At 67.9% G+C, this 21,057-nt stretch carries 21 protein-coding genes; 9 read left to right on the top strand and 12 right to left on the bottom strand.

Annotated features, from left to right (window positions below; genetic code table 11):
* Nucleotides 1–43 precede the first annotated feature (43 nt).
* Together GOPIP_RS17810 and GOPIP_RS17805 are read right to left on the bottom strand one after the other, a co-directional pair.
* The gene (locus GOPIP_RS17810; protein ID WP_231386991.1) at nucleotides 44–982 is read right to left on the bottom strand and encodes a sigma-70 family RNA polymerase sigma factor; all 939 of its coding nucleotides are present in this window, start codon (nucleotides 980–982) and stop codon (nucleotides 44–46) included.
* Between the two features lie 252 nt (nucleotides 983–1,234).
* Nucleotides 1,235–1,633, bottom strand: a complete 399-nt coding sequence (locus tag GOPIP_RS17805) for a DUF3099 domain-containing protein (RefSeq protein ID WP_006371151.1) — start codon at nucleotides 1,631–1,633, stop codon at nucleotides 1,235–1,237.
* Between the two features lie 134 nt (nucleotides 1,634–1,767).
* Between GOPIP_RS17805 and GOPIP_RS17800 the strand changes: the two genes are divergently transcribed.
* Nucleotides 1,768–2,061: a DUF3039 domain-containing protein gene (locus GOPIP_RS17800; protein WP_026920164.1), complete on the top strand. Its 294-nt coding sequence runs from the start codon at nucleotides 1,768–1,770 to the stop codon at nucleotides 2,059–2,061.
* A gap of 34 nt (nucleotides 2,062–2,095) precedes the next feature.
* On the opposite strand, the gene GOPIP_RS17795 is transcribed toward GOPIP_RS17800, so the two are convergent.
* Nucleotides 2,096–3,442: a YihY/virulence factor BrkB family protein gene (locus GOPIP_RS17795; protein ID WP_006371149.1), complete on the bottom strand. Its 1,347-nt coding sequence runs from the start codon at nucleotides 3,440–3,442 to the stop codon at nucleotides 2,096–2,098.
* 350 nt (nucleotides 3,443–3,792) lie between these two features.
* On the opposite strand from GOPIP_RS17795, the gene GOPIP_RS17790 reads away from it, so the two are divergent.
* On the top strand, nucleotides 3,793–5,514 hold the full coding sequence (locus GOPIP_RS17790) for a DEAD/DEAH box helicase (protein ID WP_006371148.1): 1,722 nt from the start codon (nucleotides 3,793–3,795) through the stop codon (nucleotides 5,512–5,514).
* Nucleotides 5,515–5,584: 70 nt separating this feature from the next.
* On the opposite strand, the gene GOPIP_RS17785 is transcribed toward GOPIP_RS17790, so the two are convergent.
* The 4 genes from GOPIP_RS17785 to ppgK all read right to left on the bottom strand — a co-directional run bounded on the left by GOPIP_RS17785 (nucleotide 5,585) and on the right by ppgK (nucleotide 9,859).
* The gene (locus tag GOPIP_RS17785) at nucleotides 5,585–5,791 is read right to left on the bottom strand and encodes a DUF7455 domain-containing protein (protein WP_014359844.1); all 207 of its coding nucleotides are present in this window, start codon (nucleotides 5,789–5,791) and stop codon (nucleotides 5,585–5,587) included.
* A 249-nt stretch (nucleotides 5,792–6,040) separates the two neighbouring features.
* Nucleotides 6,041–6,994: a sulfite exporter TauE/SafE family protein gene (locus tag GOPIP_RS17780; RefSeq protein ID WP_006371146.1), complete on the bottom strand. Its 954-nt coding sequence runs from the start codon at nucleotides 6,992–6,994 to the stop codon at nucleotides 6,041–6,043.
* Nucleotides 6,995–7,408: 414 nt separating this feature from the next.
* Nucleotides 7,409–8,959: an RNA polymerase sigma factor gene (locus tag GOPIP_RS17775; RefSeq protein WP_244421176.1), complete on the bottom strand. Its 1,551-nt coding sequence runs from the start codon at nucleotides 8,957–8,959 to the stop codon at nucleotides 7,409–7,411.
* 66 nt (nucleotides 8,960–9,025) lie between these two features.
* Complete coding sequence (ppgK, locus tag GOPIP_RS17770) at nucleotides 9,026–9,859, bottom strand: polyphosphate--glucose phosphotransferase (protein WP_006371144.1); 834 nt, start codon at nucleotides 9,857–9,859, stop codon at nucleotides 9,026–9,028.
* A 185-nt stretch (nucleotides 9,860–10,044) separates the two neighbouring features.
* On the opposite strand from ppgK, the gene GOPIP_RS17765 reads away from it, so the two are divergent.
* Complete coding sequence (locus GOPIP_RS17765; protein ID WP_006371143.1) at nucleotides 10,045–10,983, top strand: inositol monophosphatase family protein; 939 nt, start codon at nucleotides 10,045–10,047, stop codon at nucleotides 10,981–10,983.
* Between the two features lie 26 nt (nucleotides 10,984–11,009).
* On the opposite strand, the gene cei is transcribed toward GOPIP_RS17765, so the two are convergent.
* On the bottom strand, nucleotides 11,010–11,729 hold the full coding sequence (gene cei / locus GOPIP_RS17760; RefSeq protein WP_006371142.1) for an envelope integrity protein Cei: 720 nt from the start codon (nucleotides 11,727–11,729) through the stop codon (nucleotides 11,010–11,012).
* 421 nt (nucleotides 11,730–12,150) lie between these two features.
* Between cei and GOPIP_RS17755 the strand changes: the two genes are divergently transcribed.
* Entirely contained in the window at nucleotides 12,151–12,450 is a 300-nt protein-coding gene (locus GOPIP_RS17755; RefSeq protein WP_006371141.1) for a DUF4193 domain-containing protein, read from the top strand.
* A gap of 86 nt (nucleotides 12,451–12,536) precedes the next feature.
* Here the strand turns inward: GOPIP_RS17755 and GOPIP_RS17750 are convergent, their stop codons facing one another.
* Entirely contained in the window at nucleotides 12,537–13,169 is a 633-nt protein-coding gene (locus GOPIP_RS17750) for a DUF3093 domain-containing protein (protein WP_006371140.1), read from the bottom strand.
* Between the two features lie 44 nt (nucleotides 13,170–13,213).
* Here GOPIP_RS17750 and dut point away from each other — a divergent pair, with 44 nt between their 5' ends.
* Both dut and GOPIP_RS17740 read left to right on the top strand, forming a co-directional pair.
* A complete protein-coding gene (gene dut, locus GOPIP_RS17745; RefSeq protein ID WP_006371139.1) occupies nucleotides 13,214–13,702 on the top strand; it encodes a dUTP diphosphatase in 489 nt (162 codons plus the stop codon).
* 162 nt (nucleotides 13,703–13,864) lie between these two features.
* The gene (locus tag GOPIP_RS17740; RefSeq protein ID WP_138944143.1) at nucleotides 13,865–14,713 is read left to right on the top strand and encodes a DUF3710 domain-containing protein; all 849 of its coding nucleotides are present in this window, start codon (nucleotides 13,865–13,867) and stop codon (nucleotides 14,711–14,713) included.
* A 28-nt stretch (nucleotides 14,714–14,741) separates the two neighbouring features.
* On the opposite strand, the gene GOPIP_RS17735 is transcribed toward GOPIP_RS17740, so the two are convergent.
* Nucleotides 14,742–15,572 carry an alpha/beta fold hydrolase gene (locus GOPIP_RS17735; protein WP_006371137.1) on the bottom strand — a complete coding sequence of 277 codons (831 nt, stop codon included), beginning with the start codon at nucleotides 15,570–15,572 and terminating at the stop codon, nucleotides 14,742–14,744.
* A 148-nt stretch (nucleotides 15,573–15,720) separates the two neighbouring features.
* On the opposite strand from GOPIP_RS17735, the gene GOPIP_RS17730 reads away from it, so the two are divergent.
* Entirely contained in the window at nucleotides 15,721–16,095 is a 375-nt protein-coding gene (locus GOPIP_RS17730) for an OB-fold nucleic acid binding domain-containing protein (protein WP_006371135.1), read from the top strand.
* Nucleotides 16,096–16,123: 28 nt separating this feature from the next.
* Here the strand turns inward: GOPIP_RS17730 and GOPIP_RS17725 are convergent, their stop codons facing one another.
* Nucleotides 16,124–16,786, bottom strand: coding sequence for a potassium channel family protein (locus GOPIP_RS17725; RefSeq protein WP_006371134.1), 663 nt, complete (start codon nucleotides 16,784–16,786; stop codon nucleotides 16,124–16,126).
* Between the two features lie 11 nt (nucleotides 16,787–16,797).
* Nucleotides 16,798–17,460 (bottom strand): potassium channel family protein, encoded by a 663-nt coding sequence (locus GOPIP_RS17720; protein ID WP_014359852.1) that lies wholly within the window; start codon nucleotides 17,458–17,460, stop codon nucleotides 16,798–16,800.
* A gap of 167 nt (nucleotides 17,461–17,627) precedes the next feature.
* On the opposite strand from GOPIP_RS17720, the gene GOPIP_RS17715 reads away from it, so the two are divergent.
* Both GOPIP_RS17715 and GOPIP_RS17710 read left to right on the top strand, forming a co-directional pair.
* Nucleotides 17,628–19,637 carry an APC family permease gene (locus GOPIP_RS17715; protein WP_026920163.1) on the top strand — a complete coding sequence of 670 codons (2,010 nt, stop codon included), beginning with the start codon at nucleotides 17,628–17,630 and terminating at the stop codon, nucleotides 19,635–19,637.
* Complete coding sequence (locus GOPIP_RS17710; protein WP_006371131.1) at nucleotides 19,634–20,995, top strand: class I SAM-dependent RNA methyltransferase; 1,362 nt, start codon at nucleotides 19,634–19,636, stop codon at nucleotides 20,993–20,995. The genes GOPIP_RS17715 and GOPIP_RS17710 overlap by 4 nt, the downstream gene beginning before the upstream one ends.
* The last annotated feature ends 62 nt before the right edge of the window (nucleotides 20,996–21,057 follow it).

Here is a 21,057-nt window from a genome sequence, read left to right as displayed (position 1 = left end):
CGGCTCAGCCAGACCGGAATGTGTTGACCGGGGCGGCCGCGAGTCAGCTGGCGTAGGCGCGCAGGCGTTCGGCGCGATCGCCCTGACGCAGCTTGCCCATCACCTCGCGCTCGATCTGCCGAACACGCTCACGGGAGAGTCCGAACATCCGGCCGATCTGGTCGAGCGTGCGCGGTTGACCGTCGTCGAGGCCGTAGCGCATGCGGATGACCTGCTGTTCACGCTCGTCGAGGGTGGCGAGAACGGCGCGCACGTCCGAGTGCAGCAGACCCGCGATGACTGCGTTCTCGGCCGAGGTTGCCTCGGCATCCTCGATGAAGTCGCCCAGCGGGGCCTCTTCGTCGCTGCCGACCGGCATGTCCAGACTCACCGGATCGCGGCTGTGGTCGAGGAGATCGGCGATCTTCTCGGCGGGAATGCCCGACTCGTTGGCCAGCTCGTCGTCGGTCGCCTCGCGGCCGAGCTGCTGATGCAACTCGCGCTTGATGCGGGCGATCTTGTTGACCTGCTCCACGAGATGGACGGGCAGCCGGATGGTGCGGCTCTGATCGGCCATACCGCGGGTGATGGCCTGACGAATCCACCAGGTGGCATACGTCGAGAACTTGAATCCCTTGGCGTAGTCGAACTTCTCCATGGCGCGGATCAGGCCGAGGTTGCCCTCCTGGATGAGGTCGAGCAACGGCATACCGCGACCGGTGTAGCGCTTGGCCAGCGAGACCACCAGACGCAGGTTGGCCTCGAGGAGATGCGCACGCGCTGCCTCGCCCTCACGGACCACGGTGTTGAGGTCGCGCTTCTTGGCGGCACTCAAACGCTTACGGGTGGCCAGGACGTGCTTGGCGTAGAGGCCCGCCTCGATCTGCTTGGCGAGCTCGACCTCCTGTTCGGCGTTGAGCAGCGCGGTGCGGCCGATGCCGTTGAGATAGACCCGGACGAGGTCGGCGGCGGGCGATTGGGCGTCGAGATCCTGCTCTGTCATGGCAGGACGAGTGGAGGTGGTGGGCTCGGCGGAGAAATCGGTGGTAGGGGTGGTGGAGCGAGCAACGGTGGAGCGTGACATTCCGGCCTCCTGACTTGAGTGCATTCAGATGGTCCAACGCCGCACCGACGCCGATAGTTCCCGACGCCGGAGTTCCTTACCTTTCGGTCACCATGCTGACCTGCTGATATACGCACCTCACCGTCGGTGGTTCTGAGAAGTTGCTGAGATCGGTGAATCCGCGGAACACGGTCAGGCCCCTGGCGGTGTCTCCGAGGACGTCGAATCGATCGTTCGGGCAGTGGTTCCGAGCGGAGCCGGGCCGACGACGGTGTGATCGGACCCGTACAGGTAGTGCGGAACCTCGCCGCGCTTGCGCGGAGGCCGATCGTTGGCGATCAGCACCGCCACCCACGGCAGCGGGATCGATGCGGCGATGATGGCCAGCGCCCACCAGCCCGAACCGGTCGACGAGTACACGATGCCCGCGATGATCAGGGCCGGGACACGGAACGCCATCAGTGTCAGGTATTTGCGGACACGGGCGCGATGCTGCTCGTCGTACGGTGTCGGGGCGCCGGTGATGAGGAATGCATCTGCCTTCGATCGATCCGTCCCGGACCGCTCGCCGTTGTCGTCCCGCTCACCCATGACTCCACTGTCCCACTTTCCCCGAACGGTCGCACTGTCGGTTATGTCCGATTATTCGATTCCGTTGCGTTCTCGAGTGCCTTGGGTTCGGCAGGGGTGACCCGGTCCAGCCCGGGTGGCGCACAATGGTGGGCATGCCCACCGAAACCATTGAGCGGCCCGACATCGACGAACGCATCGACACCGATGTGCGGACCGACACCACCACCGACGAACGTCCCGACGCCGACGCCACCGATCGCGGTGACGACGACCGGCCCAAGTTCTTCCATTACGTCAAGAAGGACAAGATCGCCGAGAGCGCGGTCATGGGTACTCATGTCGTGGCCCTCTGCGGGGAGACCTTTCCGGTGACCCGATCGGCCAAGCCGGGCTCGCCGGTGTGCCCGAAGTGCAAGAAGATCTATAAGCGGATGCGTAAGGAATGAGTGCCTGATCGCCGGCGATCGGGAATCGTGGTCGTCACGAATCGTCGGGTGAATGCCCACTCGGCCGGTTTCGTCGGCTGATCGGACCGGTCGACAGGCGCTCGGGCAGCGTCTTGAGCTGTCCGGTGACCTCTGCGGTCTGGTGGTGGACCCAGTCCCGGACCTGCGCGGTCACCGCGGGCCGCGCAGGCCACAGGGACTGCACCGCGGCGTTGAACTCGGCGCCGACCACGATCGCGAACCCGAGGAAGAACGTGAAGAGCAGGAACGCGATCGGGGTGGCCAGCGCGCCATAGGTGTAGCCCGCCCGCGTGATCGCGGCCAGATAGAGCCGCAGGAAGTAGCTGGCCACCCAGAAGACGATTCCCGCGACGATCGCGCCTCCCACCAGGCGATGCCAGGGCAGTGGGTTGGGCAGCGCCAGATGATAGAGCGTGGTCAGCACCAGCATGAGCAGCAACGCCACGAACGGGAAGTACCCGAAATCGATCGCGTTGGTGACGATCGGGTCCCAGGATTCCGGCACGATCTCTCGGAGATAGTTGGGGCCGAGCGCGACCAGGGGGAGCAGCGGGACCGCGACGGTGAGAAACCCGAGGTAGAGCAGCAGCGCGAAGATCCTCTGCCACACCGGATTTCGGACCTCGTGTTGGTCGTGGGCACGCACGATCGAGGCGACGAAGCACGACACCGCCGATGACCCCGCCCACAACGACAGGATGAAGCCGACCGAGATGACACCGACACGTCCGCGGCCCAGGACGTTGTCGACGGTCGGCTTGATCAGGTCGTTGACCACATTGGGTGAGAAGGTGCGGTTCGCGAACGCCAGGATGCGATCGGAGATCACGTCGACGGTGTCGGGACCGAACCAGCCCGAGAGATAGCCGACGCTGCCGAGCAGTCCGAGGAGCAGGGGAGGCAGCGACAGCGCCTGCCAGAACGCGGCCTGCGCGGCCCAGCCCACGATCCCGTCATCCCAGGACTTCACGATCGTCCGCCAGATCAGGATCGGGACGTTGCGTACCACCGGACGCCGCGGGGTCTCGGGCGGTTCGACCGTCGGGTCGTCGCGCCCGAGTTCCTTGTCCGTCCGCGGGTCGGCGCCAGGTGGGGGTGAGCCGGGGTGGGCCGTCTCGGGCTGCCCCGGGTCGGCGAGCGCCCGGTGGTTGGGGTCGGGTGCGTCGAGTTCGACCGACGACGGTGCCGGGCGGCGCGCCGAGTGCAGCGGTGCGGTCGGGATCTCACCGCGGTCGGGGTGCGGTGCGCGAGGGGGTCGGGGGAGCAGAGCACCCGGCGGCGGATCGGCACCCGGGCGTCCGGCCGCCTCGGGGACCGGGCCACGACGTGCGCCCGACGACGTGACGTCGTCGGGAGTCATCGGAGCGGGGTTGCGTCGTCGGGTGCTGATGGTTACAGCATCCACGATCGGCGAAGGTGATGTGCGCCACCATGGCCGCGACGTGCCCAATGCGCGTGTCGCACGCGGAGTCCTCGGCGTTTCCTGCACACCTCGACTGCACGGCCCCCGCGCCTCGGCACCGTGGTGCCCGACGCCTCGACGGCACGTTGTGTCCCACACCGTGTCGCCCACGCGGGTGTCGGAACCGCTCGGTAGCATTGGCCCGTCCGTGAGGTGTGCCGGCCGATCGCCCGGCATACTGTGTCGCCCGGGTTCGACCGGGAACACCGACGGATTCCCCGTCCACCGACCCCCGGAGTCAGCTGCCAGTGACCGCTGCCGAAGACCTTGCCGCCGCCACCATTTCGGGCCCCCCGCTCCGCGCCTGGCAGCGGCGTGCGCTGACCCGATACCTCGCGCGGGGGCCGAAGGACTTCCTGGCGGTCGCGACCCCCGGTGCGGGTAAGACCACCTTCGGTCTGCGCGTGGCGCGGGAACTCCTCGACGACCGGACGGTGGAGCAGATCACCGTGGTGACGCCGACCGAGCACCTCAAGCATCAGTGGGCCCAGGCCGCCGCTCGCGTGGGCATCTTGCTGGACTCCCGGTTCCGCAACGCGACCGGTCAGACCAGCTCCGACTATCACGGCGTCGCGCTGACCTATGCGCAGGTCGCCGCGCACCCGTCCCGGCACCGGGTGCGCACCGAGAACCGGCGCACACTGGTGATCCTCGACGAGATCCACCACGGCGGCGACGCGAAGTCGTGGGGTGAGGCGATCCGTGAGGCCTTCGACGACGCCGAGCGCCGACTCGCCCTGACCGGTACGCCGTTCCGATCCGACGACTCGCCGATCCCGTTCGTCACCTACGAACCCGAAGAGGGTGGGGTGCTGCGCTCCCGCGCCGACCACACCTACGGATACTCCGACGCCCTCGCCGACGGCGTCGTGCGACCGGTGGTGTTCCTGGCCTATTCGGGTCAGGCGAGTTGGCGCACGAGCGCGGGCGAGGAGTTCACCGCACGGTTGGGTGAGCCGCTGTCGGCCGAGCACACCGCACGCGCGTGGCGGACCGCCCTGGACCCGCACGGGGACTGGATTCCGTCGGTGCTGCAGGCCGCCCACACCCGGCTGGGACAGATCCGGGCCGGCGGTATGCCCGATGCGGGTGGCCTTGTCATCGCCACCGATCAGACCGTCGCCCGTGACTACGCCGAACTGTTGCAGGCGATCACCGGAAGGATGCCGTCGGTCGTGCTCTCCGACGATCCGAAGGCATCGTCGCGGATCGCGGAATTCGCCGAGTCCGACGACGAGTGGATGGTGGCGGTCCGCATGGTCTCCGAAGGTGTCGACGTTCCGCGGCTGGCCGTCGGCGTCTATGCGACGAGTTCGTCGACGCCGTTGTTCTTCGCGCAGGCCATCGGCCGATTCGTCCGGTCGCGCCGACCGGGTGAGACGGCGAGCGTGTTCCTGCCGTCGGTGCCGGTGTTGCTGAACCTCGCCAGCCAGATGGAGGCCGAGCGCGATCACGTGCTCGGCAAGCCGCATCGGGACAGCGACGGCCTCGACGACGCCCTGCTGACCGACGCCAACAAGCAGAAGGACGAGCCGGGCGAGGAGGAGAAGGGTTTCCAATCCCTACACGCCGACGCCGAACTCGATCAGGTGATCTTCGACGGCTCCTCATTCGGCACGGCGACGTTCTCCGGCAGCGACGAGGAGTCGGACTACCTGGGTCTACCCGGCCTGCTCGACGCCGATCAGGTGCGCGCACTCCTGCGTCAGCGGCAGGCCGACCAGGTCCAGACGCGTTCGGCCGCCCCGGTCACCACCCCGGCCGCCGACGCGGTCAAGCCCGTCGGCGAGAATCTGCACGCCTTGCGCAAGGAACTGAACACGCTCGTCGCTATGCACCACCATCGCACCGGGAAACCGCACGGGGTCGTGCACAGCGAACTGCGGAGCAAACTCGGTGGCCCACCGACCGCGATGGCCTCGGCGGATCAACTGCGCGAGCGGATCGCCGCCCTGCGTGAATGGCGCTGAGCGCCCACTGACGACGAGAGGGCCCGGCGGGAAACGTTTCCCGCCGGGCCCTCTCGTGGTGTTGGGTCGGTCAGACGAGCTCGCCGGCCGACTGGTCCACGGTGGCCTGCATTTCCACGAGGCGAGCCTCGTGCTCGTTGAAGTGGTGCCGGCAGAAGAGGAGTTCGCCGCCGTTGGGGAGTACGGCGCGCACCTTGGCCGCGGCGCCACAGCGATCGCAGCGATCCGATGCGGTCAGTGGCAGGGAGATCGGGGGTGTGGTCGCGATGTCTGGCATGGTTTCCTCCGTCCCGGTCCGGCACCTCTCGTGCCATTCCTTCGTGAGCCGGCACATCCGGGCGATGCGCCAACCTCACTGTGTCAGACGTTTTCGGCTTTCGTATTGTTCCGCAGCCCCGGCGAGTTGTGTCGTCACTCACCCGTTACACGGGTGGCGGCACCCGCAACATGGGATCCACAGACTGTTACCGGCAGTGCGACGCGGCTCACATCGCGGCGCAGGTGCGGACCCGGGTGAACCCCGGTATCAGCGTGCCGGCGTCGCCACCGCGCCCGTCGTCGTGTCGCGTTCCTGTTCCTCGCGCAGGGAGCTGATGGCGTCGGAGGACTCCACCTCGCGGTCGCGCAGGTACTCGCGCAGCGAGTAGGCGAATGCCGCGGCCCACGCGAGCACCACCACGGTGTAGATCGCCGTCTGGACCGGACGAGCGATGTCGACCAGGTCTGCCCGCAGCAGGCTGCGCACGTTGGTGAGCACGATCAGCCCGCCGACGGACGCGCCGAGCAGACGCGGCGGGACGTGGCGGACCAGCCAGGCCGCCAGCGGAGCGGCGAGCACACCGCCGACGAGGATCGCACCGACCCACGCGAAGTTGATGCCCTGCGATCCCAGACTGAACAGGAATCCGAGGCTCGCGGCAACGGCGATGATGAACTCGCTGGTGTCGATCGAGCCGATCACCTTCCGTGGCTCGAGACGCCCGCTGGCCAGGATGGCCGGTGTGCCAACCGGTCCCCATCCGCCGCCGCCGGTGGCGTCGACGAATCCGGCGATCAGGCCGAGTGGGGACAGGAACCGTTTGCGCAGCGGCTTCCCGAGGTGCTGCCGGGGAATGCCACTGAAGGTGAATCGCACGAGGATGTAGAGACCCAGGGCCAACAGAATCGCGGCCATCACGGGCGCTGCGGCCTCGGTCGACAGATTCGACAGGATCGTCGCACCCAGGAATGCGCCGATTGCACCTGGAATTGCGATGCGGCGCACCACCTTCCAGTCGACATTGCCGAATCGCCAATGCGAGACGCCCGAGACCAGGGTGGTGCCGATCTCGGCGAGATGGACGGTCGCCGACGCGGCGGCGGGATTGGTGCCGATGGCCAGTAGCAGTGTCGTCGTGGTGACGCCGTAGGCCATGCCGAGACTGCCGTCGACCAGTTGGGCGGCAAAGCCGACGAGGCCGATGAGAACGATGGTGCGCATCAGAAGAGTCTTTCGATGAAGGTGTCGGGGCTGAATCAGAGTCGGAGGTGAATCAGAGTCGGGGCTGAACCGGATCTGTGTGGATCAACCAGACGTCGGATCAGCGAGACGCCGGATCAGAGAGACCGCGGATCAGAGCGGCATCGGATCAGGCGGCGGCGAGCCCGACCGGACACAGCATCGACGCGACCCGCACCAGGTCGACGACACGGCGACGCACCAGGGGAGTTCCGGGTACATCGCGCGAAAGCGGCATGTCCGACATCGTAGGGGTGCTGCCGTCACCCCCTCGCATCCGCGAGTGCGTCCCGATCAGCGGGCCCGAAACCCTTGACAGAGCTGAGGAATCGGCGCGCAGACGCCGACTGCCCCGGCCGTCGGGCCGGGGCAGCAGGTGGATCGTGAGGGTGTCGGTCAGTCCAGGTAGTCGCGCAGGACCTGGGAGCGGCTGGGGTGGCGCAGTTTCGACATCGTCTTCGACTCGATCTGGCGGATGCGTTCGCGCGTGACGCCGTACACCTGGCCGATCTCGTCGAGAGTGCGCGGCTGGCCGTCGGTGAGGCCGAAACGCAGACGGACCACGCCGGCCTCGCGCTCCGAGAGCGTCTCCAGGACCGATTGCAGCTGGTCCTGCAGCAGGGTGAAGCTCACCGCATCGACCGCGACGACGGCCTCGGAGTCCTCGATGAAGTCGCCGAGTTGCGAGTCACCTTCATCGCCGATGGTCTGGTCCAGCGAGATCGGCTCACGCGCGTACTGCTGGATCTCCAGAACCTTCTCCGGCGTGATGTCCATTTCCTTGGCCAGTTCCTCCGGCGTGGGCTCACGGCCCAGGTCCTGGAGCAACTCGCGCTGGATGCGACCGAGTTTGTTGATGACCTCGACCATGTGCACCGGGATGCGGATGGTGCGGGCCTGATCAGCCATGGCGCGGGTGATCGCCTGCCGGATCCACCAGGTGGCGTAGGTCGAGAACTTGTAACCCTTGGTGTAGTCGAACTTCTCGACGGCACGGATGAGGCCCAGGTTGCCTTCCTGGATCAGGTCGAGGAAGGCCATACCGCGACCGGTGTAGCGCTTGGCCAGCGACACAACCAGACGCAGGTTCGCCTCGAGAAGATGATTCTTCGCGCGGTTGCCGTCGCGTGAGATCCAGTTGAGATCGCGCTTCTGTGCGGTGCTGATCTTCTCGCCGGACTCCATGATCCGGCGCAGTCGCTCGGTCGCGAACAGTCCGGCCTCGATGCGCTTGGCGAGTTCGACCTCCTCCTCGGCGTTGAGCAGGGCGACCTTGCCGATCTGCTTGAGGTAGGCGCGCACCGAGTCGGCCGACGCGGTGAGTTCGGCGTCCTTGCGGGCCTGGCGCAGGGCTTCGGATTCCTCTTCGTCCCAGACGAAGTCGCCGGCGGTCTTGGCGTCGTCGGAGGACTTGGCGGCCGCGGCGGTGGCTGGTTTGGCCGCCGCAGGAGCTGCGGGGGTGCCTTCGGACTCCTCGTCGTCCTCGTCGTCGGCGGAGTCCTCGGCGTCTTCCTCGTCGTCGTCGGCGGTCAGATCGTCGGCGTCGATCTCGACGTCGTCGAGTACGGCGTCGGGGCCATCGAGTTCTTCGATCGAGGTGGGCTCGGTATCGGTGTCGTCGGGGGAGTCCGCGTCACCGGCGGCCTTCGGGGCGACCTTCTTCGCGGCGGTCTTGCGGGCAGGAGCCTTCTTGGCGGTCTTGCGAGCGGTGGCCTTCTTGGCCGCCTTCTTGGCGGTCTTCTTCGCGGGTGCCTTGTCAGCCGTGGGAGCGGTCGACGTCGTCGGGTCGGAGACCGTGGTCGGGTCGGAGACCTCTGCGTCGTTCTGGCGGGTCTGGGTGGCTGCCACGTACAACCTTTCGGATGCGAATCTTGACTGTCCTCGCGGCAGCGTCGGCCGTCGCGGATGAGGGCTTGGTGCGGCGCACATGGCACCGGTGCGATCCATTGTAACGACACCACCCCCACCGATGTGACAAAGGCCAGGTCAACGGCAGTGTTGGAAGGTCACGATTTACACGCGGAGGCCCTGATCGACGGCCATGGCCGCCCCGACGATGCCCGCGGTGTTGAGCAGGGCCGCGGCCTCGACGGGGGTGGAGTTGGTCAGCAGCGGAATCCATTTCGCCGACTTGCGACTGATCCCGCCACCGACGATGAACAGTCGCGGCCAGAACAGCGCCTCATAGGTTTTGAGGACCTCGGAGACCTTCTCGGTCCACTTCTCATACGACCATCCCTTGTCTTCCTTGACCTTCGACGACGCCTGGTGCTCGGCTTCCTTCTTGCCCACCTGGAGGTGGCCGAGTTCGGTGTTGGGCACCAGTTTTCCGTCGTTGAGGATCGCCGAGCCGATACCGGTTCCGAAGGTCAGCAGCATCACGACGCCATTGACGCCCTTGCCCGCCCCGTAGGCGTCCTCGGCCATACCGGCGGCATCGGCGTCATTGAGGACCGAGACCTTCCGGCCGTCGAGATTCTTGCTGAACAGTTCGTAGACGTCGGTGCCGATCCAGCCCTTGTCGATGTTGGCCGCGGTGCGCATGATCCCGCCGGTGATGACCCCCGGCAGGGTGATGCCGACCGGTCCCTGCCAGTCGAAGTGCGCGACGACCTCGGCGACCCCGCCGGCGACCGCGTCGGGGGTGGCCGGCTGCGGGGTGAGCACCTTGAACCGTTCACCTATCAGGGCACCCGTGTCGAGATCGACGATGCCGCCCTTGATACCGGAGCCGCCGACGTCCACGCCGAAGGCGAGATTGGTTGCCGTCGAAGTCTTTTCGTCCGGGGCCCGATCTCCTTCGCGTGCGGAGGCGGTGGGGGAGCCGGGCGTGCCGGACTCGGTCATGGCGGGTCCTCTCGATACGGATCGATGGTGATCGGGTATGACGCGTCTCCAGGCTATCCAGGCGGGCATCGTGGTGCAGCGAGGATGGCCAATCCGTCCCGGGAGGTGTCGGTCAGTGCGGTGAGCCCCGTCTCACCGGATGCCCGAACGCCCGCTCGCGGCGCCGGATGTGCTCACATGGACAGGTGGAGCAACGAGGCAGTGATCCCGTCGGCCGGAACGTCGCACCCGAGGATGTGCCGTCGGCGAATGTGACAGTCGAGAGTCCTGCCGTGCTGGCCGAGCTCGCCGTCGACATCGCGGAGGCCGCGGCCGACCATGTTCGCCGCCGACGTCCGGAACTCTTCGGCGGTCCGGGTCCGCAGGCCGCCGAAGACGGCGTCGAGGCGGTGACCACCAAGTCGACGCCGACCGACCCGGTCACCTTGGCGGACACCGAAACCGAGCAACTGATTCGGGATCGCCTCCGCACGGCCCGACCGGCCGACGAAATCCTGGGCGAGGAGTCCGGCGGCGCCGTCGATGTGCCGACCGGGGTGCGCTGGGTCGTCGATCCCATCGACGGGACCGTCAACTTCATGTACGGTATCCCGGCCTATGCGGTGTCGGTGGCCGCGCAGGTCGACGGTCGTTCGGTGGCGGGCGCGGTGGTCGACGTCGCGCGGGCGGTCACCTATCACGCGGCCGAGGGCGGCGGCGCGTTCCTGCGCGCCGGCGGTGAGACGGTGCCGTTGCGCTGCAACGACATCGAGCGGGTCGAGCTCGCCCTCGTCGCCACCGGATTCGGATACGACGCGGAGCGCCGGCGGGAGCAGGGGGCGATCGTGGCGCAATTGCTGCCCCGGGTACGCGACCTCCGTCGCATCGGCGCGGCGGCACTCGATCTGTGCATGGTCGCCAGCGGGGCGGTCGATGCCCACATCGAGCACGGGCTCAGCCCCTGGGATTGGGCGGCGGGCGGATTGATCGCCGCCGAGGCCGGAGCGGTCGTCCATCTGCCACCGGCCGATTCGCGGTCCTGCGACGGCCACGCGACGATCGCGGTGGCTCCCGGGATCGCCGACGCCTTCGTCGCGCTGCTCGAGGATCTCGGTGCGCGTCGGGCACTTCCGGCTCGCGACTGACGCTCCCCACCGACCGCGGGCGTCGTTCAGCAGGGTTGGGCGTGCACCGCTTTCACCAGCCCCGGATCAACTCCGGCCTGCGGGTTCTTGGGGTCGGCCGAACGCAGCGCCTCGAGTGCGGCCTGCGCGTCCTGTGACTGCTCGCGCGGCTTGTAGTACTCACCGAGTGCGACGTCGACGTCGGTACCCCGGCGGCCGTCGTTGATCAGCTGGGCGCACGGGATCGCCAGCCACACCGACGCGGCGGCGGCCTGTCCGGCGGGGCCGAACCGGATCTGGGCGACGCAGTCCAGGTCGTGATTCGGGTAGATCGGGTCGTCACCGAATGCGGTGTCGCTGGCCGGGGTGAACCCCTGGGCGGTGAGGTCGTTGGACACCGATTGGGCCTCGCCGCGTTGGGTGGACGCGTTGAGGACACGCACCTGGAAGGTCGACAGCGCAGCCGGTGCGACCGACAGCATCTGATCCCGGTTCACGACGGTCCGGGAGGGGGTTGCGCTCGCGCCCGCGGGTGCGGAGGGCTGTGCGGCGGTGGCGGTCGCCGAGGCCGAAGCGCTCGCCGGTGTCGGCTCGTTGCAGGCGGTGGGGGTGGTGTCGGAATCCGAACCGGCCAGGGCGACCGACCACGTGATGATGCCGAGAACCACCAGGACGGCCAGGAGGATGAGGATCGCGCGCGCGTTCCGACGCTTGTAGGGCCGACCGTTGTGGTCGGTGGGATAGCCGGTCGTAATCTGCGAGACCACCGTGAACTGCGCTCCTTCACCAGGGAAGGGTCGGGCGCGCCGGCGATGAATGCCGGGCCCGACCGCCGATTCTGGCCCAACTGTAGAGGGTGGCCACCGCGACGGAGCGCAGGCGGCGCCGAGTAGGGCGATGGCGCTGGTCGGCGCCTCACGCGCCGGTTTCATCCGGCGTGCACGCACTGTTGACTCTGTGATGGCCGTGCACTAGGCTTCGGGCGCCCGCACTCCCGAGTCCGCTGGAGTTCTGGCAACCAACTGTGATCAACATCACAACTGTCTGGTCGATGATCGGTAACGAATCACACCGGTCATGACGTTGTAGTGACGCCGGCAAGACAATCCCGGCGACTTAGCGCCCCAGCGGTCCAGGTCACGAGCCGACGACCCCAGGTCGCGCTCCTTCAACCAGGTAAGGCACACAATGGCTACTGATTACGACGCCCCACGGCGCACGGAGTCCGAGGACCTGAACGAGGACTCGCTCGAGGAGCTGAAGGCACGGCGCAGTGAGGCGCAGTCGGCTGCTGTCGACGTCGACGAAAGCGATACCGACGAGTCGTTCGAACTGCCCGGCGCCGACCTCTCCGGAGAAGAACTCTCGGTTCGGGTCATCCCGAAGCAGGCCGACGAATTCACTTGCACCAGTTGTTTCCTCGTCTACCACCGCAGTCGTCTGGCCCGTGAGAACGGCGCCAGCATGATCTGCGTGGACTGCGCCTGATCGACCCCACCTGACGGATCCGCCCGCCGGGCGGATCGTGGTGGGGCCCAGGGTGACACCCCATCACCGGTTGCTGGTGGGGATGTTCACCCGTTGCCGGCGGTTGCGTCGGCAACACCCAACGCGCTCAACAGTTCTGCGGGCCTGCGCGTCGACACCAACCAGTACGGTGTCGGATCGTCCGGGTCGTCCAGGACGAGCAACACCATCGTCTTCACCCATGCGTGATGGATGAGGAACGCCGCGGGGTCGAGCTGCCGGCCCAGGGCGGCACTCTTCGCCGATGCCGGCACCGATGCCCCACGTGCGATGACCGACCGTGGCAGCCGCGCCTTCCCGGCGTGCAGCTCACCGTCGGCGGTCACCCGAATTCGGGTGTGTCCCATCGACACCAGAACCAACGCACACACGATCGCCGCGCCGAGGTAACCGAGCAGACCCCACGGCGAATCATGCGCCGACAGCTGGATCTCATGACCCACCACGCCGGTCACCACCACGGCGGCCAGCCACCACCACCACGGCACCGACAGTCGCTCGGCGTACCGATCACCGTCGCCTGCGTCACCGTTGCCACCGTCACCGGCACGATCCGTCCCCGACTCAGGGTTCGAGGAGACCACGGAGTCGGACTCGTCGGTAGGCCTCGTCTGGGATTCGTCCGTGCGGGGTTCGTGGGTGCCGGGTTCGGCGGCACTGCGGGGTTCCGGGTCACTCACACCCCTCAGCGTAGTCTTCCCCCGTGGCCTCAGAATTCCCCCCTGTGACCGGGTCCGACCCGTCCGATTCGTCCTCGTCCGATTCGATCCCACCGGTCCGGATTCAACGACTCGACCCCGACATCGCACTGCCCGTGCGCGCCCATCCCGGTGATGCCGGGGTCGATCTGTGCTCCACCATCGATCTCGAACTCGGGGCCGGGCGTCAACAACTCGTGGGCACCGGGATCGCGATCGCACTGCCGTACGGCACCGTCGGCCTGGTCCACCCCAGATCCGGACTCGCCGCGCGCGCCGGTCTGTCGATCGTCAACGCTCCCGGCACGATCGACGCCGGGTACCGCGGTGAGATCAAGGTGTGTCTGATCAACCTCGATCCGACCGAGACCATCCACATCTCGCGCGGTGACCGCATCGCGCAGCTGGTGATCCAACGAGTCGAACTGCCCGAGTTCGTCGAGGTCACCGAACTGGACGAAACGAGCCGTGGCTCGGGCGGATACGGGTCCAGCGGCGGTCACGCGATCCTGTGAGGCGTGCGCCCGGTCCTGGACTACCCTGCAGTGGCGAGGGTGACGCGGTACCAACCGTGAAAACGGCGATGGGAGACACGAACTGATGGCTGACGAGGAGCGGGGGTCGGGGACTCGGGCGACGGGGAGTTGCGGGTCGGCCAGGCCCGCGGGCCCTACGACATGGAACTGCTCGACACCCCGGCCGAGGAACTCGCCAATTCGCACCTGGATCTCGGGTCGGTGCTGGTCCCGGTCGTCGAGGGCGGACAGGTCACCGTCGAGATGTCGCCCGACCATCAACCCGAAGCCGTGTATCTGGTGACCCCGCACGGCCGGATCAGCGTGACCGCCTTCGCCGCGCCGCGCTCTCCGGGACTGTGGCGTGAGGTCGTGCGTGAACTCGCGGCCTCCCTGCGGGACGAAGGCGCGACCACCAGCGTCGAGGACGGGCATTGGGGGCGAGAGGTACTCGCCGAGGTGCCCGGTGGCGCACACCGGTTCATCGGGGTCGACGGTCCACGGTGGATGGTGCGGTGTGTTGCCAGCGGCCCGCCCGAATCCGCGGGCCCACTCGCACAACTCGCGCGTGCCGTCCTCGCCGAGTCGGTGGTGCGACGCGGCAAGGATCCGGTGCCACCCCGCGAAATGCTGCCGATCGTCCTGCCTCCCGTCCTCGCCGAGCAGGTCGCCGCCGCCCAGCAGCAGATGTTCGCCGACGACCCGGCCGCCGGTGCACCGACCGGTTCCGTCGACAACACCCCCGACAACCTTGCCGCCGACAATCTCGCCGTGTCGAACGCTCCGGGCGAAACCCCCGCCCCCGCACAGGTCCCCGAGCAGCCGACACCCGAGACCGAGCGCATCGCCGGCGGTGCGCTCGATCAGATCGAGCAGGCCACCGTCATCCGCGAGGTGCCTCCCGCCGACGACAGTGGGACACCGGAGGGCGCACCCGACGCCGATGACGCGCCCCCGCCGTCGGCGGGTTCGGCGATGCAACGCTTCCGCCGTCGCCGCGGCAAGCGCTGACCACCCACTTACCCCGTACCGAGCGGGCTCACCGCTCGGTTGTTGCGGCACTCTCGTCGACCAGGGACTGCCATCCGGTGGCGCACGCGCGCCCCAACACCGCCGGATCGGTACCCCACTGCGTCAGGTGAACCCGTTGCAGTTGCGCGCGAGGTGCTGCGCGACACCACGACTGCGCGACGGCCCACGGATGGAGCGGGTCGTCGTCGGCGGCCACCACCGCCAGCGGCACGGACAGAGTGGCGATCCGGTCGAGGTCCGGGGCGCGATATGCCGCCGCCCGTTCGAGCTGGGTGACGAGTCCGGGATACAGGGCCCGCCACGACCGGGCGAGCTCATTCGCCAACCATGTCGGGCTCGTCGACGACATCGCATCGATCGTCGCGTCCAGGCCGTCGGTACGCAGGGCTGCCGCGGTCATCGCCGCGCCGGTCGCGGCAAGTGCGGTACTCGGCTCGCCACTCCACGCCGGCATCGCCGCCCACACCCCGACGCAACGATGCCGGCCCGGCCCGAGCGCCCACTCCAGCGCCAGGGCGGCACCGATGGAGAACCCGCCCACCAACACCCGGGCGTGGTCGGCAGTGAACTGCCGCAGCGCGTCACGGTGTCCGCCGATGAGATCGTCGGTCGGGTCGAGGGCGATCAGGTCGACGCCGATCTCGCGGGCCGCGGGACCGAACGCGCGGCGAACGAAGTCGGCGTCCGAACCCGTCCCCGGCATCACGATGAGGACGTCCGCCGGGTGACATTCGGCCCGCTCGCCGGCGCTCCCGGAGCCGGCACATTCGGCCCGCTCGCTACCGCTCCCGGCGCCGGTCAACCTGCGGGTGTGGATTCGGTTGTCATTCGCGGGCATGCACAGATCATGCCGCGCGTTGTACGCGATGAGGACATGGGTCTACGCTGAGCCGAAAGTACCCGCGTCGGAAGACGAGAAGGCCGAGAACCACAGCCCAGCAGGCTCGTGCCCTCCGAGCGGAAACGAAGTCTCTCTGGAGGTTGTGATGCCGACGGCCGGTTATCTCAAGCGGCTGACGAAACGGTTGACCGAAGATCTCGGCAATGCGGATGCGGAGCAGATCGCCGCCGAGTCCGAGGCAACCGGAGCGCAGCGCGCCGTCGAATGTTGTCGAGGCGACGAGGTCACCATGCACGGCGAGTTGCGTGCGGTGGAGACGTGTTCGCGTGCCGCCAAGAGCGGGGTCAAGGCCGAGTTCTTCGACGGGACCGACACGGTCATCCTGAAATGGTTGGGACGTAACCGCATTCCCGGCATCGAGCCCGGGCGCAAACTCACCGTCCGCGGCCGCCTCGCCGAGCACGACGGGTTCAAGGTGGTCTACAACCCGTACTACGAGCTGTACGGCTCGGAGGAGTGATCCCGCCGATCCCGCGCTGATCGGCCGGTCACTGCGGGACCCGCATCGCCTCGTGCAGCGCGGGCTCGGTCTCCGCGGGAGCGATGAACACCAGTTCGTCGCCACCTTCGATCGGATCGTCACGCTCGGGCACGATCACCCGACCACCCCGCAGTATCGCCACCAGGGCGGCATCGCGCGGCAGGCTCAGCTTGTGGACCGGCCGGCCGGCCAGCGGTGTGTTGGCGGGCAGCGTCAGCTCCACGAGATTCGCCTGGCCCTGCCGAAATGTCATGAGCCGTACCAGATCTCCGACCGACACGGCCTCTTCGACGAGGGAGGCGAGCAGTCGTGGCGTCGAGACGGCGACGTCGACACCCCATTCCTCGCCGAACAGCCATTCGTTGCGGGGATCATTTACCCGCGCGACCACCCGATTGACCGCGAACTCGGTCTTCGCGAGCAAACTGACGACGAGATTGGCCTTGTCGTCACCGGTGGCGGCAATCATGACGTCGAAGGACTGCAGCTCCGCCGACTCCAGATTCGACAATTCGCACGCGTCGGCGAGCAGCCACTGCGCACCGGGCACCGCGTCGGTGTCGATGTGCTCGGCATTGCGCTCGAACAGGGTGACCTGGTGGGCGTTGACGAGGAGCTCGCGGGCGATGGAGCGTCCGACCGCGCCGGCCCCGGCGATGGCGACTTTCATTGACGTACTCCTCAGTCGGCGTCGATCGGTGACGCGGCAATCGTACGGGTCTCGGCGAGGCGCTCGAGCAGCACCGCGGCGAACACCACGTCGTCCTGCTGCAAGACTGTCTTCGCTTCCGGCAGAACGGGATTGCCGACACGATTGATGAACGAGATCCGTGCTCCGGTCAGTTCCTGGAACTTCACCACGGTCGTCCCGATCCACGACTCGTCGATCTCGAGCTGGGCGATCGCGAGCGTGCCCGACGGGTCGCGCCACTCGGTCGTGGTGGAGACCTCGCCGAGTGCGGAGACGAACCGCTCGGTCGTCCACGGCACGGTGGCCACGGTCGGAATGCCCAACCGCTCGTAGACCGCGGCACGTTTGGCGTCATAGATACGCGCGACCACCCGCTCCACGTCGAAGGTCTCGCGGGCCACCCGCGCGGAGATGATGTTGGAGTTGTCGCCGGAGGACACCGCGGCGAAGGCATCGGCCTGCTCGATCCCGGCCTTGATCAACACATCACGATCGAATCCGACCCCGACGATGCGCTGACCGGTGAACCCGTCGCCGAGCCGGGTGAACGCCGAGGGGTTGCGGTCGATGACCGCTACCTCGTGACCGCGCTTGACCATCGCCCGAGCCAACGACGAGCCCACCCGGCCGCAGCCCATGATGACTACCCGCAAGAAAATCGATCCTTCCTTCCCGGCGCATGCCACCGGGAGGCGACGCGTCGCCGGGGAGCCGGCCGTGCACCGGTGTCGGTCCACGCAGAGATGAACCTACCCGTAGGTGCCGTGCCGTGATGCGGGTCCTGGTGGCCTTCATCTGACCGAGGTCTTAGTGTTGCGTGGTGCCCACCGTGTCAAAGGTGCCCGTTGCGACAAAACGCCTGCTTCTGGGTCGACCGTTTCGCAGCGACAGTCTCGGCCACACGCTGTTACCCAAACGCATCGCGCTACCCGTGTTCGCCTCCGACGCCATGTCATCGGTCGCCTACGCGCCCCAGGAGATCTTCCTGGTGCTCTCCGTTGCCGGGCTCTCGGCGCTGGCCTACACACCCTGGGTGGCGATCGCGGTCGCGATCGTGATGGCGGTGGTCGTCGCCAGCTACCGGCAGAACGTGCACGCCTATCCCTCCGGCGGCGGCGACTACGAGGTCGCCACGGTCAACCTCGGCCCCACGGCGGGACTGACCGTCGGCAGTGCGCTGCTGGTCGACTACGTCCTGACCGTCGCGGTGTCGATCTCGTCAGCGGCGGAGAACATCGGGTCGGCCATCCCGTTCGTGTCCGAACATCGCGTGTGGTTCTGCGTGGCCGCGATCATCATCCTGGCCGCGGTGAACCTGCGCGGGCTCAAGGAATCGGGCACCGTACTGGCCATTCCGACCTACGCGTTCATCGTCGGCGTGCTCGGCATGCTCATCTGGGGGTTCACCGAGATCTTCATCCTCGGACGCGAGGTACGTTCGGAGACCGCGGGATTCGAGATCCGAGCCGAGCACAGCCACCTGATGGGCATCGCCTTCGTCTTCCTGATCGCGCGGGCCTTCTCCTCGGGATGCGCGGCGCTGACCGGGGTCGAGGCCATCAGCAACGGCGTGCCGGCGTTCCGGAAACCCAAGTCCCGCAACGCGGCGACCACCCTGCTGTTGCTCGGGTCGATCGCGATCGTCCTGCTGCTGGGCATCGTCTTCCTCGCCGAGCGGATCGGCGCCAAATACGTGATGAACCCGGCGGAGGACCTCATCGGCGCACCCCCCGGCTACCAGCAGAAGGCGATGATCGCCCAACTCGCGCACGCGGTGTTCGATACCTTCCCGGCAGGTTTCTACTTCGTCGCGACCGTCACCGCGCTGATCCTGATGCTGGCGGCCAACACCGCCTTCAACGGATTCCCGGTGCTCGGTTCGGTGCTCGCCCAGGATCGCTACCTGCCCCGGCAGTTGCACACCCGCGGCGACCGGCTGGCGTTCAGCAACGGCATCCTGTTCCTCGCGGTCGCCGCGATCGCATTCGTGGTCGCCTTCGGCGGTGAGGTGACCTCCCTGATCCAGCTCTACATCGTGGGCGTGTTCGTGTCGTTCACGCTGAGCCAGACCGGCATGGTGCGCCACTGGACCCGGTTGTTGCGCACCGAGACCGACCCGAAGGCGCGCCGCCGGATGATGCAGTCGCGGGTGATCAACACCGTCGGCCTGGTGATGACGGCGACCGTGCTGGTGGTCGTGCTCATCACCAAGTTCACCGCCGGTGCCTGGATCGCGATCCTGGCCATGGTCATCCTGTTCGTGCTGATGAAGGCGATCCACCATCACTATGCGACCGTGCAGCGCGAACTCGAGCGCACCCCCTCCGACGACGAGGCGGTACTACCGAGCCGCACCCACTCGATCGTGCTGGTCTCGACGCTGCACCTCGCGACCAAACGTGCGTTGCTGTTCGCCCGGGCCACCCGCCCCGACGTGCTCGAGGCGGTCACCGTCAACGTCGACGACCGCGACACCCGCCGACTGGTCTCCGAATGGGAGGACAGCGATCTGCGGGTGCCGCTCAAGGTGATCGCGTCACCCTACCGCGAGATCACCCGCCCGATCATCGACTACGTGCGTCGCGTGCGTCGGGAATCGCCGCGCGACGTGATCACCGTGTTCATCCCCGAATACGTGGTGGGCCATTGGTGGGAACAGATCCTGCACAACCAGTCGGCGTTGCGGTTGAAGACACGTCTGCTCTTCGAACCCGGGGTGATGGTGACCTCGGTGCCCTGGCAGCTCACGTCGTCCGATCGCCGCAAGGCCGACCTCGACTACCACGCACCCGGTGACACCCGCCGGGCACTCGGTGGCGGCCCCGAGTGACGGGCGACCCCTCCGACGCGCTGACGCTGCGGGTACGCCGACCCGCCAACGGTGGGTCCGCCATCGCCCACGCCGACGACGGCCGGGTTGTGTTCGTGCGCGGCGCGATCCCGGGCGAACTGGTCACCGCGACCATCGTCGAGGACAAGTCGGGATTCCTCGTCGCCGAGGTGGCCGAGGTACTCGAGCCGTCGACACATCGACGCGTCTCACCCTGCTCTGCCGCCGCACAGGGTGCCGGCTGCTGCGATCTCGCGCATGTCTCCGTCGAGCACGCCCGCACCCTGAAGACCGAGATCCTCACCGACGTCCTGCGGCGGATCGGCGGGTTCACCGACGACGCCCTGTCCACACTCGACGGCGGGCCGCCGACGGTCGCCGCGCTCGACGACGCCGAGACCGGCTGGCGAATCCGGACACGCATGGCCGTCGATGCCCACGGGCGTGCCGGACTGCACCGGCGCGGCGAGGCCGGCCTCGTCGTCGGCCGGCCCTGCGCGCAACCCGATCCGCGCCTGACCGACCTCACGGCGCTCGACGGTCGGTTCACCCCGCACGCCGACCTCGCGCTGGTGCTCGACGACGACGGCGCGCGGCACCTCACCGAGATCGCGCCCGCCGACGACACGGCCACACGTGGTCGCGGTGGTCGTCGGGCCGGCGGTGGTCGTCGCGCCGCACAGCAACGTCGGCGGCGCCACGAACGACCGCGGACGACACGAGTGATCGAGGGACACACCGCGGCGCGCCACCGGGTCGGCGAGCGAACCTGGGACATCCCGGTGACCGGATTCTGGCAGGGGCACCGGGCCGCCGCCGGAGTGTATGCGCGGACCGTCGCCGATCTCGTTGCGCGCCACACCGACTCGGTCGGGACATGCTGGGATCTGTACGGCGGCGCCGGGATCTTCGCTGCCACGCTGACCGACACCCTGCATGCGCAGGCGGTGCACATCGTGGATTCCGACGTCGGGGCACTGGCCGCCGCCGAAGCGACCTTCGCCGATGACGACGGCGTCGAGGTGCACCGCGGCGAGGTCGCCGCAACCATCGGTGGACTCCCCGACGCCGGGGTCGTCGTGCTCGATCCACCCCGGACGGGGGCCGGTGCACGGGTGATCGGACAACTCGCCGCGGCCGGCCCGGACGTGGTGGTGCACGTCGGTTGCGACGTCGCGAGGTTCGCCCGCGACCTCGGATTCTTCGCCGAGAACGGGTATCAGACCCGCGAGATCCGCGGATTCGACGCATTTCCGCTCACCCATCACATCGAGGCGATCGCCGTGCTCGTGCGGTCGAACTCACGCCCGCTGCCGCGCTCGGCGGACCGGGGTGCGCCACCGGCGACCGTAGACTGACACACATGCTCCCGCGCGCACCTGTCGGTGTGCCGGGTAGCCCGCCGGGTACGCACCACGTC

Origin of the sequence: Gordonia polyisoprenivorans NBRC 16320 = JCM 10675 (assembly GCF_000241325.1) — a bacterium.
Classification (GTDB): Bacteria; Actinomycetota; Actinomycetes; order Mycobacteriales; family Mycobacteriaceae; genus Gordonia; species Gordonia polyisoprenivorans.
The sequence above is the reverse complement of the archived record's forward strand: the minus strand, read 5'-3'. Positions and strand labels throughout refer to the sequence as shown.

Bases quoted from the DNA above. Each gene is read 5' to 3' on its own strand.
- GOPIP_RS17775 (WP_244421176.1), bottom strand. From the start codon at position 8,959: ATGGATCGCACCGGTGCCATGTGCGCCGCACCAAGCCCTCATCCGCGA.
- GOPIP_RS17730 (WP_006371135.1), top strand. From the start codon at position 15,721: ATGCCGACGGCCGGTTATCTCAAGCGGCTGACGAAACGGTTGACCGAA.
- GOPIP_RS17800 (WP_026920164.1), top strand. From the start codon at position 1,768: ATGCCCACCGAAACCATTGAGCGGCCCGACATCGACGAACGCATCGAC.
- GOPIP_RS17810 (WP_231386991.1), bottom strand. From the start codon at position 982: ATGACAGAGCAGGATCTCGACGCCCAATCGCCCGCCGCCGACCTCGTC.
- ppgK (WP_006371144.1), bottom strand. From the start codon at position 9,859: ATGACCGAGTCCGGCACGCCCGGCTCCCCCACCGCCTCCGCACGCGAA.
- GOPIP_RS17725 (WP_006371134.1), bottom strand. From the start codon at position 16,786: ATGAAAGTCGCCATCGCCGGGGCCGGCGCGGTCGGACGCTCCATCGCC.
- GOPIP_RS17755 (WP_006371141.1), top strand. From the start codon at position 12,151: ATGGCTACTGATTACGACGCCCCACGGCGCACGGAGTCCGAGGACCTG.
- GOPIP_RS17805 (WP_006371151.1), bottom strand. From the start codon at position 1,633: ATGGGTGAGCGGGACGACAACGGCGAGCGGTCCGGGACGGATCGATCG.
- GOPIP_RS17785 (WP_014359844.1), bottom strand. From the start codon at position 5,791: ATGCCAGACATCGCGACCACACCCCCGATCTCCCTGCCACTGACCGCA.
- GOPIP_RS17740 (WP_138944143.1), top strand. From the start codon at position 13,865: ATGGAACTGCTCGACACCCCGGCCGAGGAACTCGCCAATTCGCACCTG.
- GOPIP_RS17795 (WP_006371149.1), bottom strand. From the start codon at position 3,442: ATGACTCCCGACGACGTCACGTCGTCGGGCGCACGTCGTGGCCCGGTC.
- GOPIP_RS17735 (WP_006371137.1), bottom strand. From the start codon at position 15,572: ATGCCCGCGAATGACAACCGAATCCACACCCGCAGGTTGACCGGCGCC.
- GOPIP_RS17780 (WP_006371146.1), bottom strand. From the start codon at position 6,994: ATGCGCACCATCGTTCTCATCGGCCTCGTCGGCTTTGCCGCCCAACTG.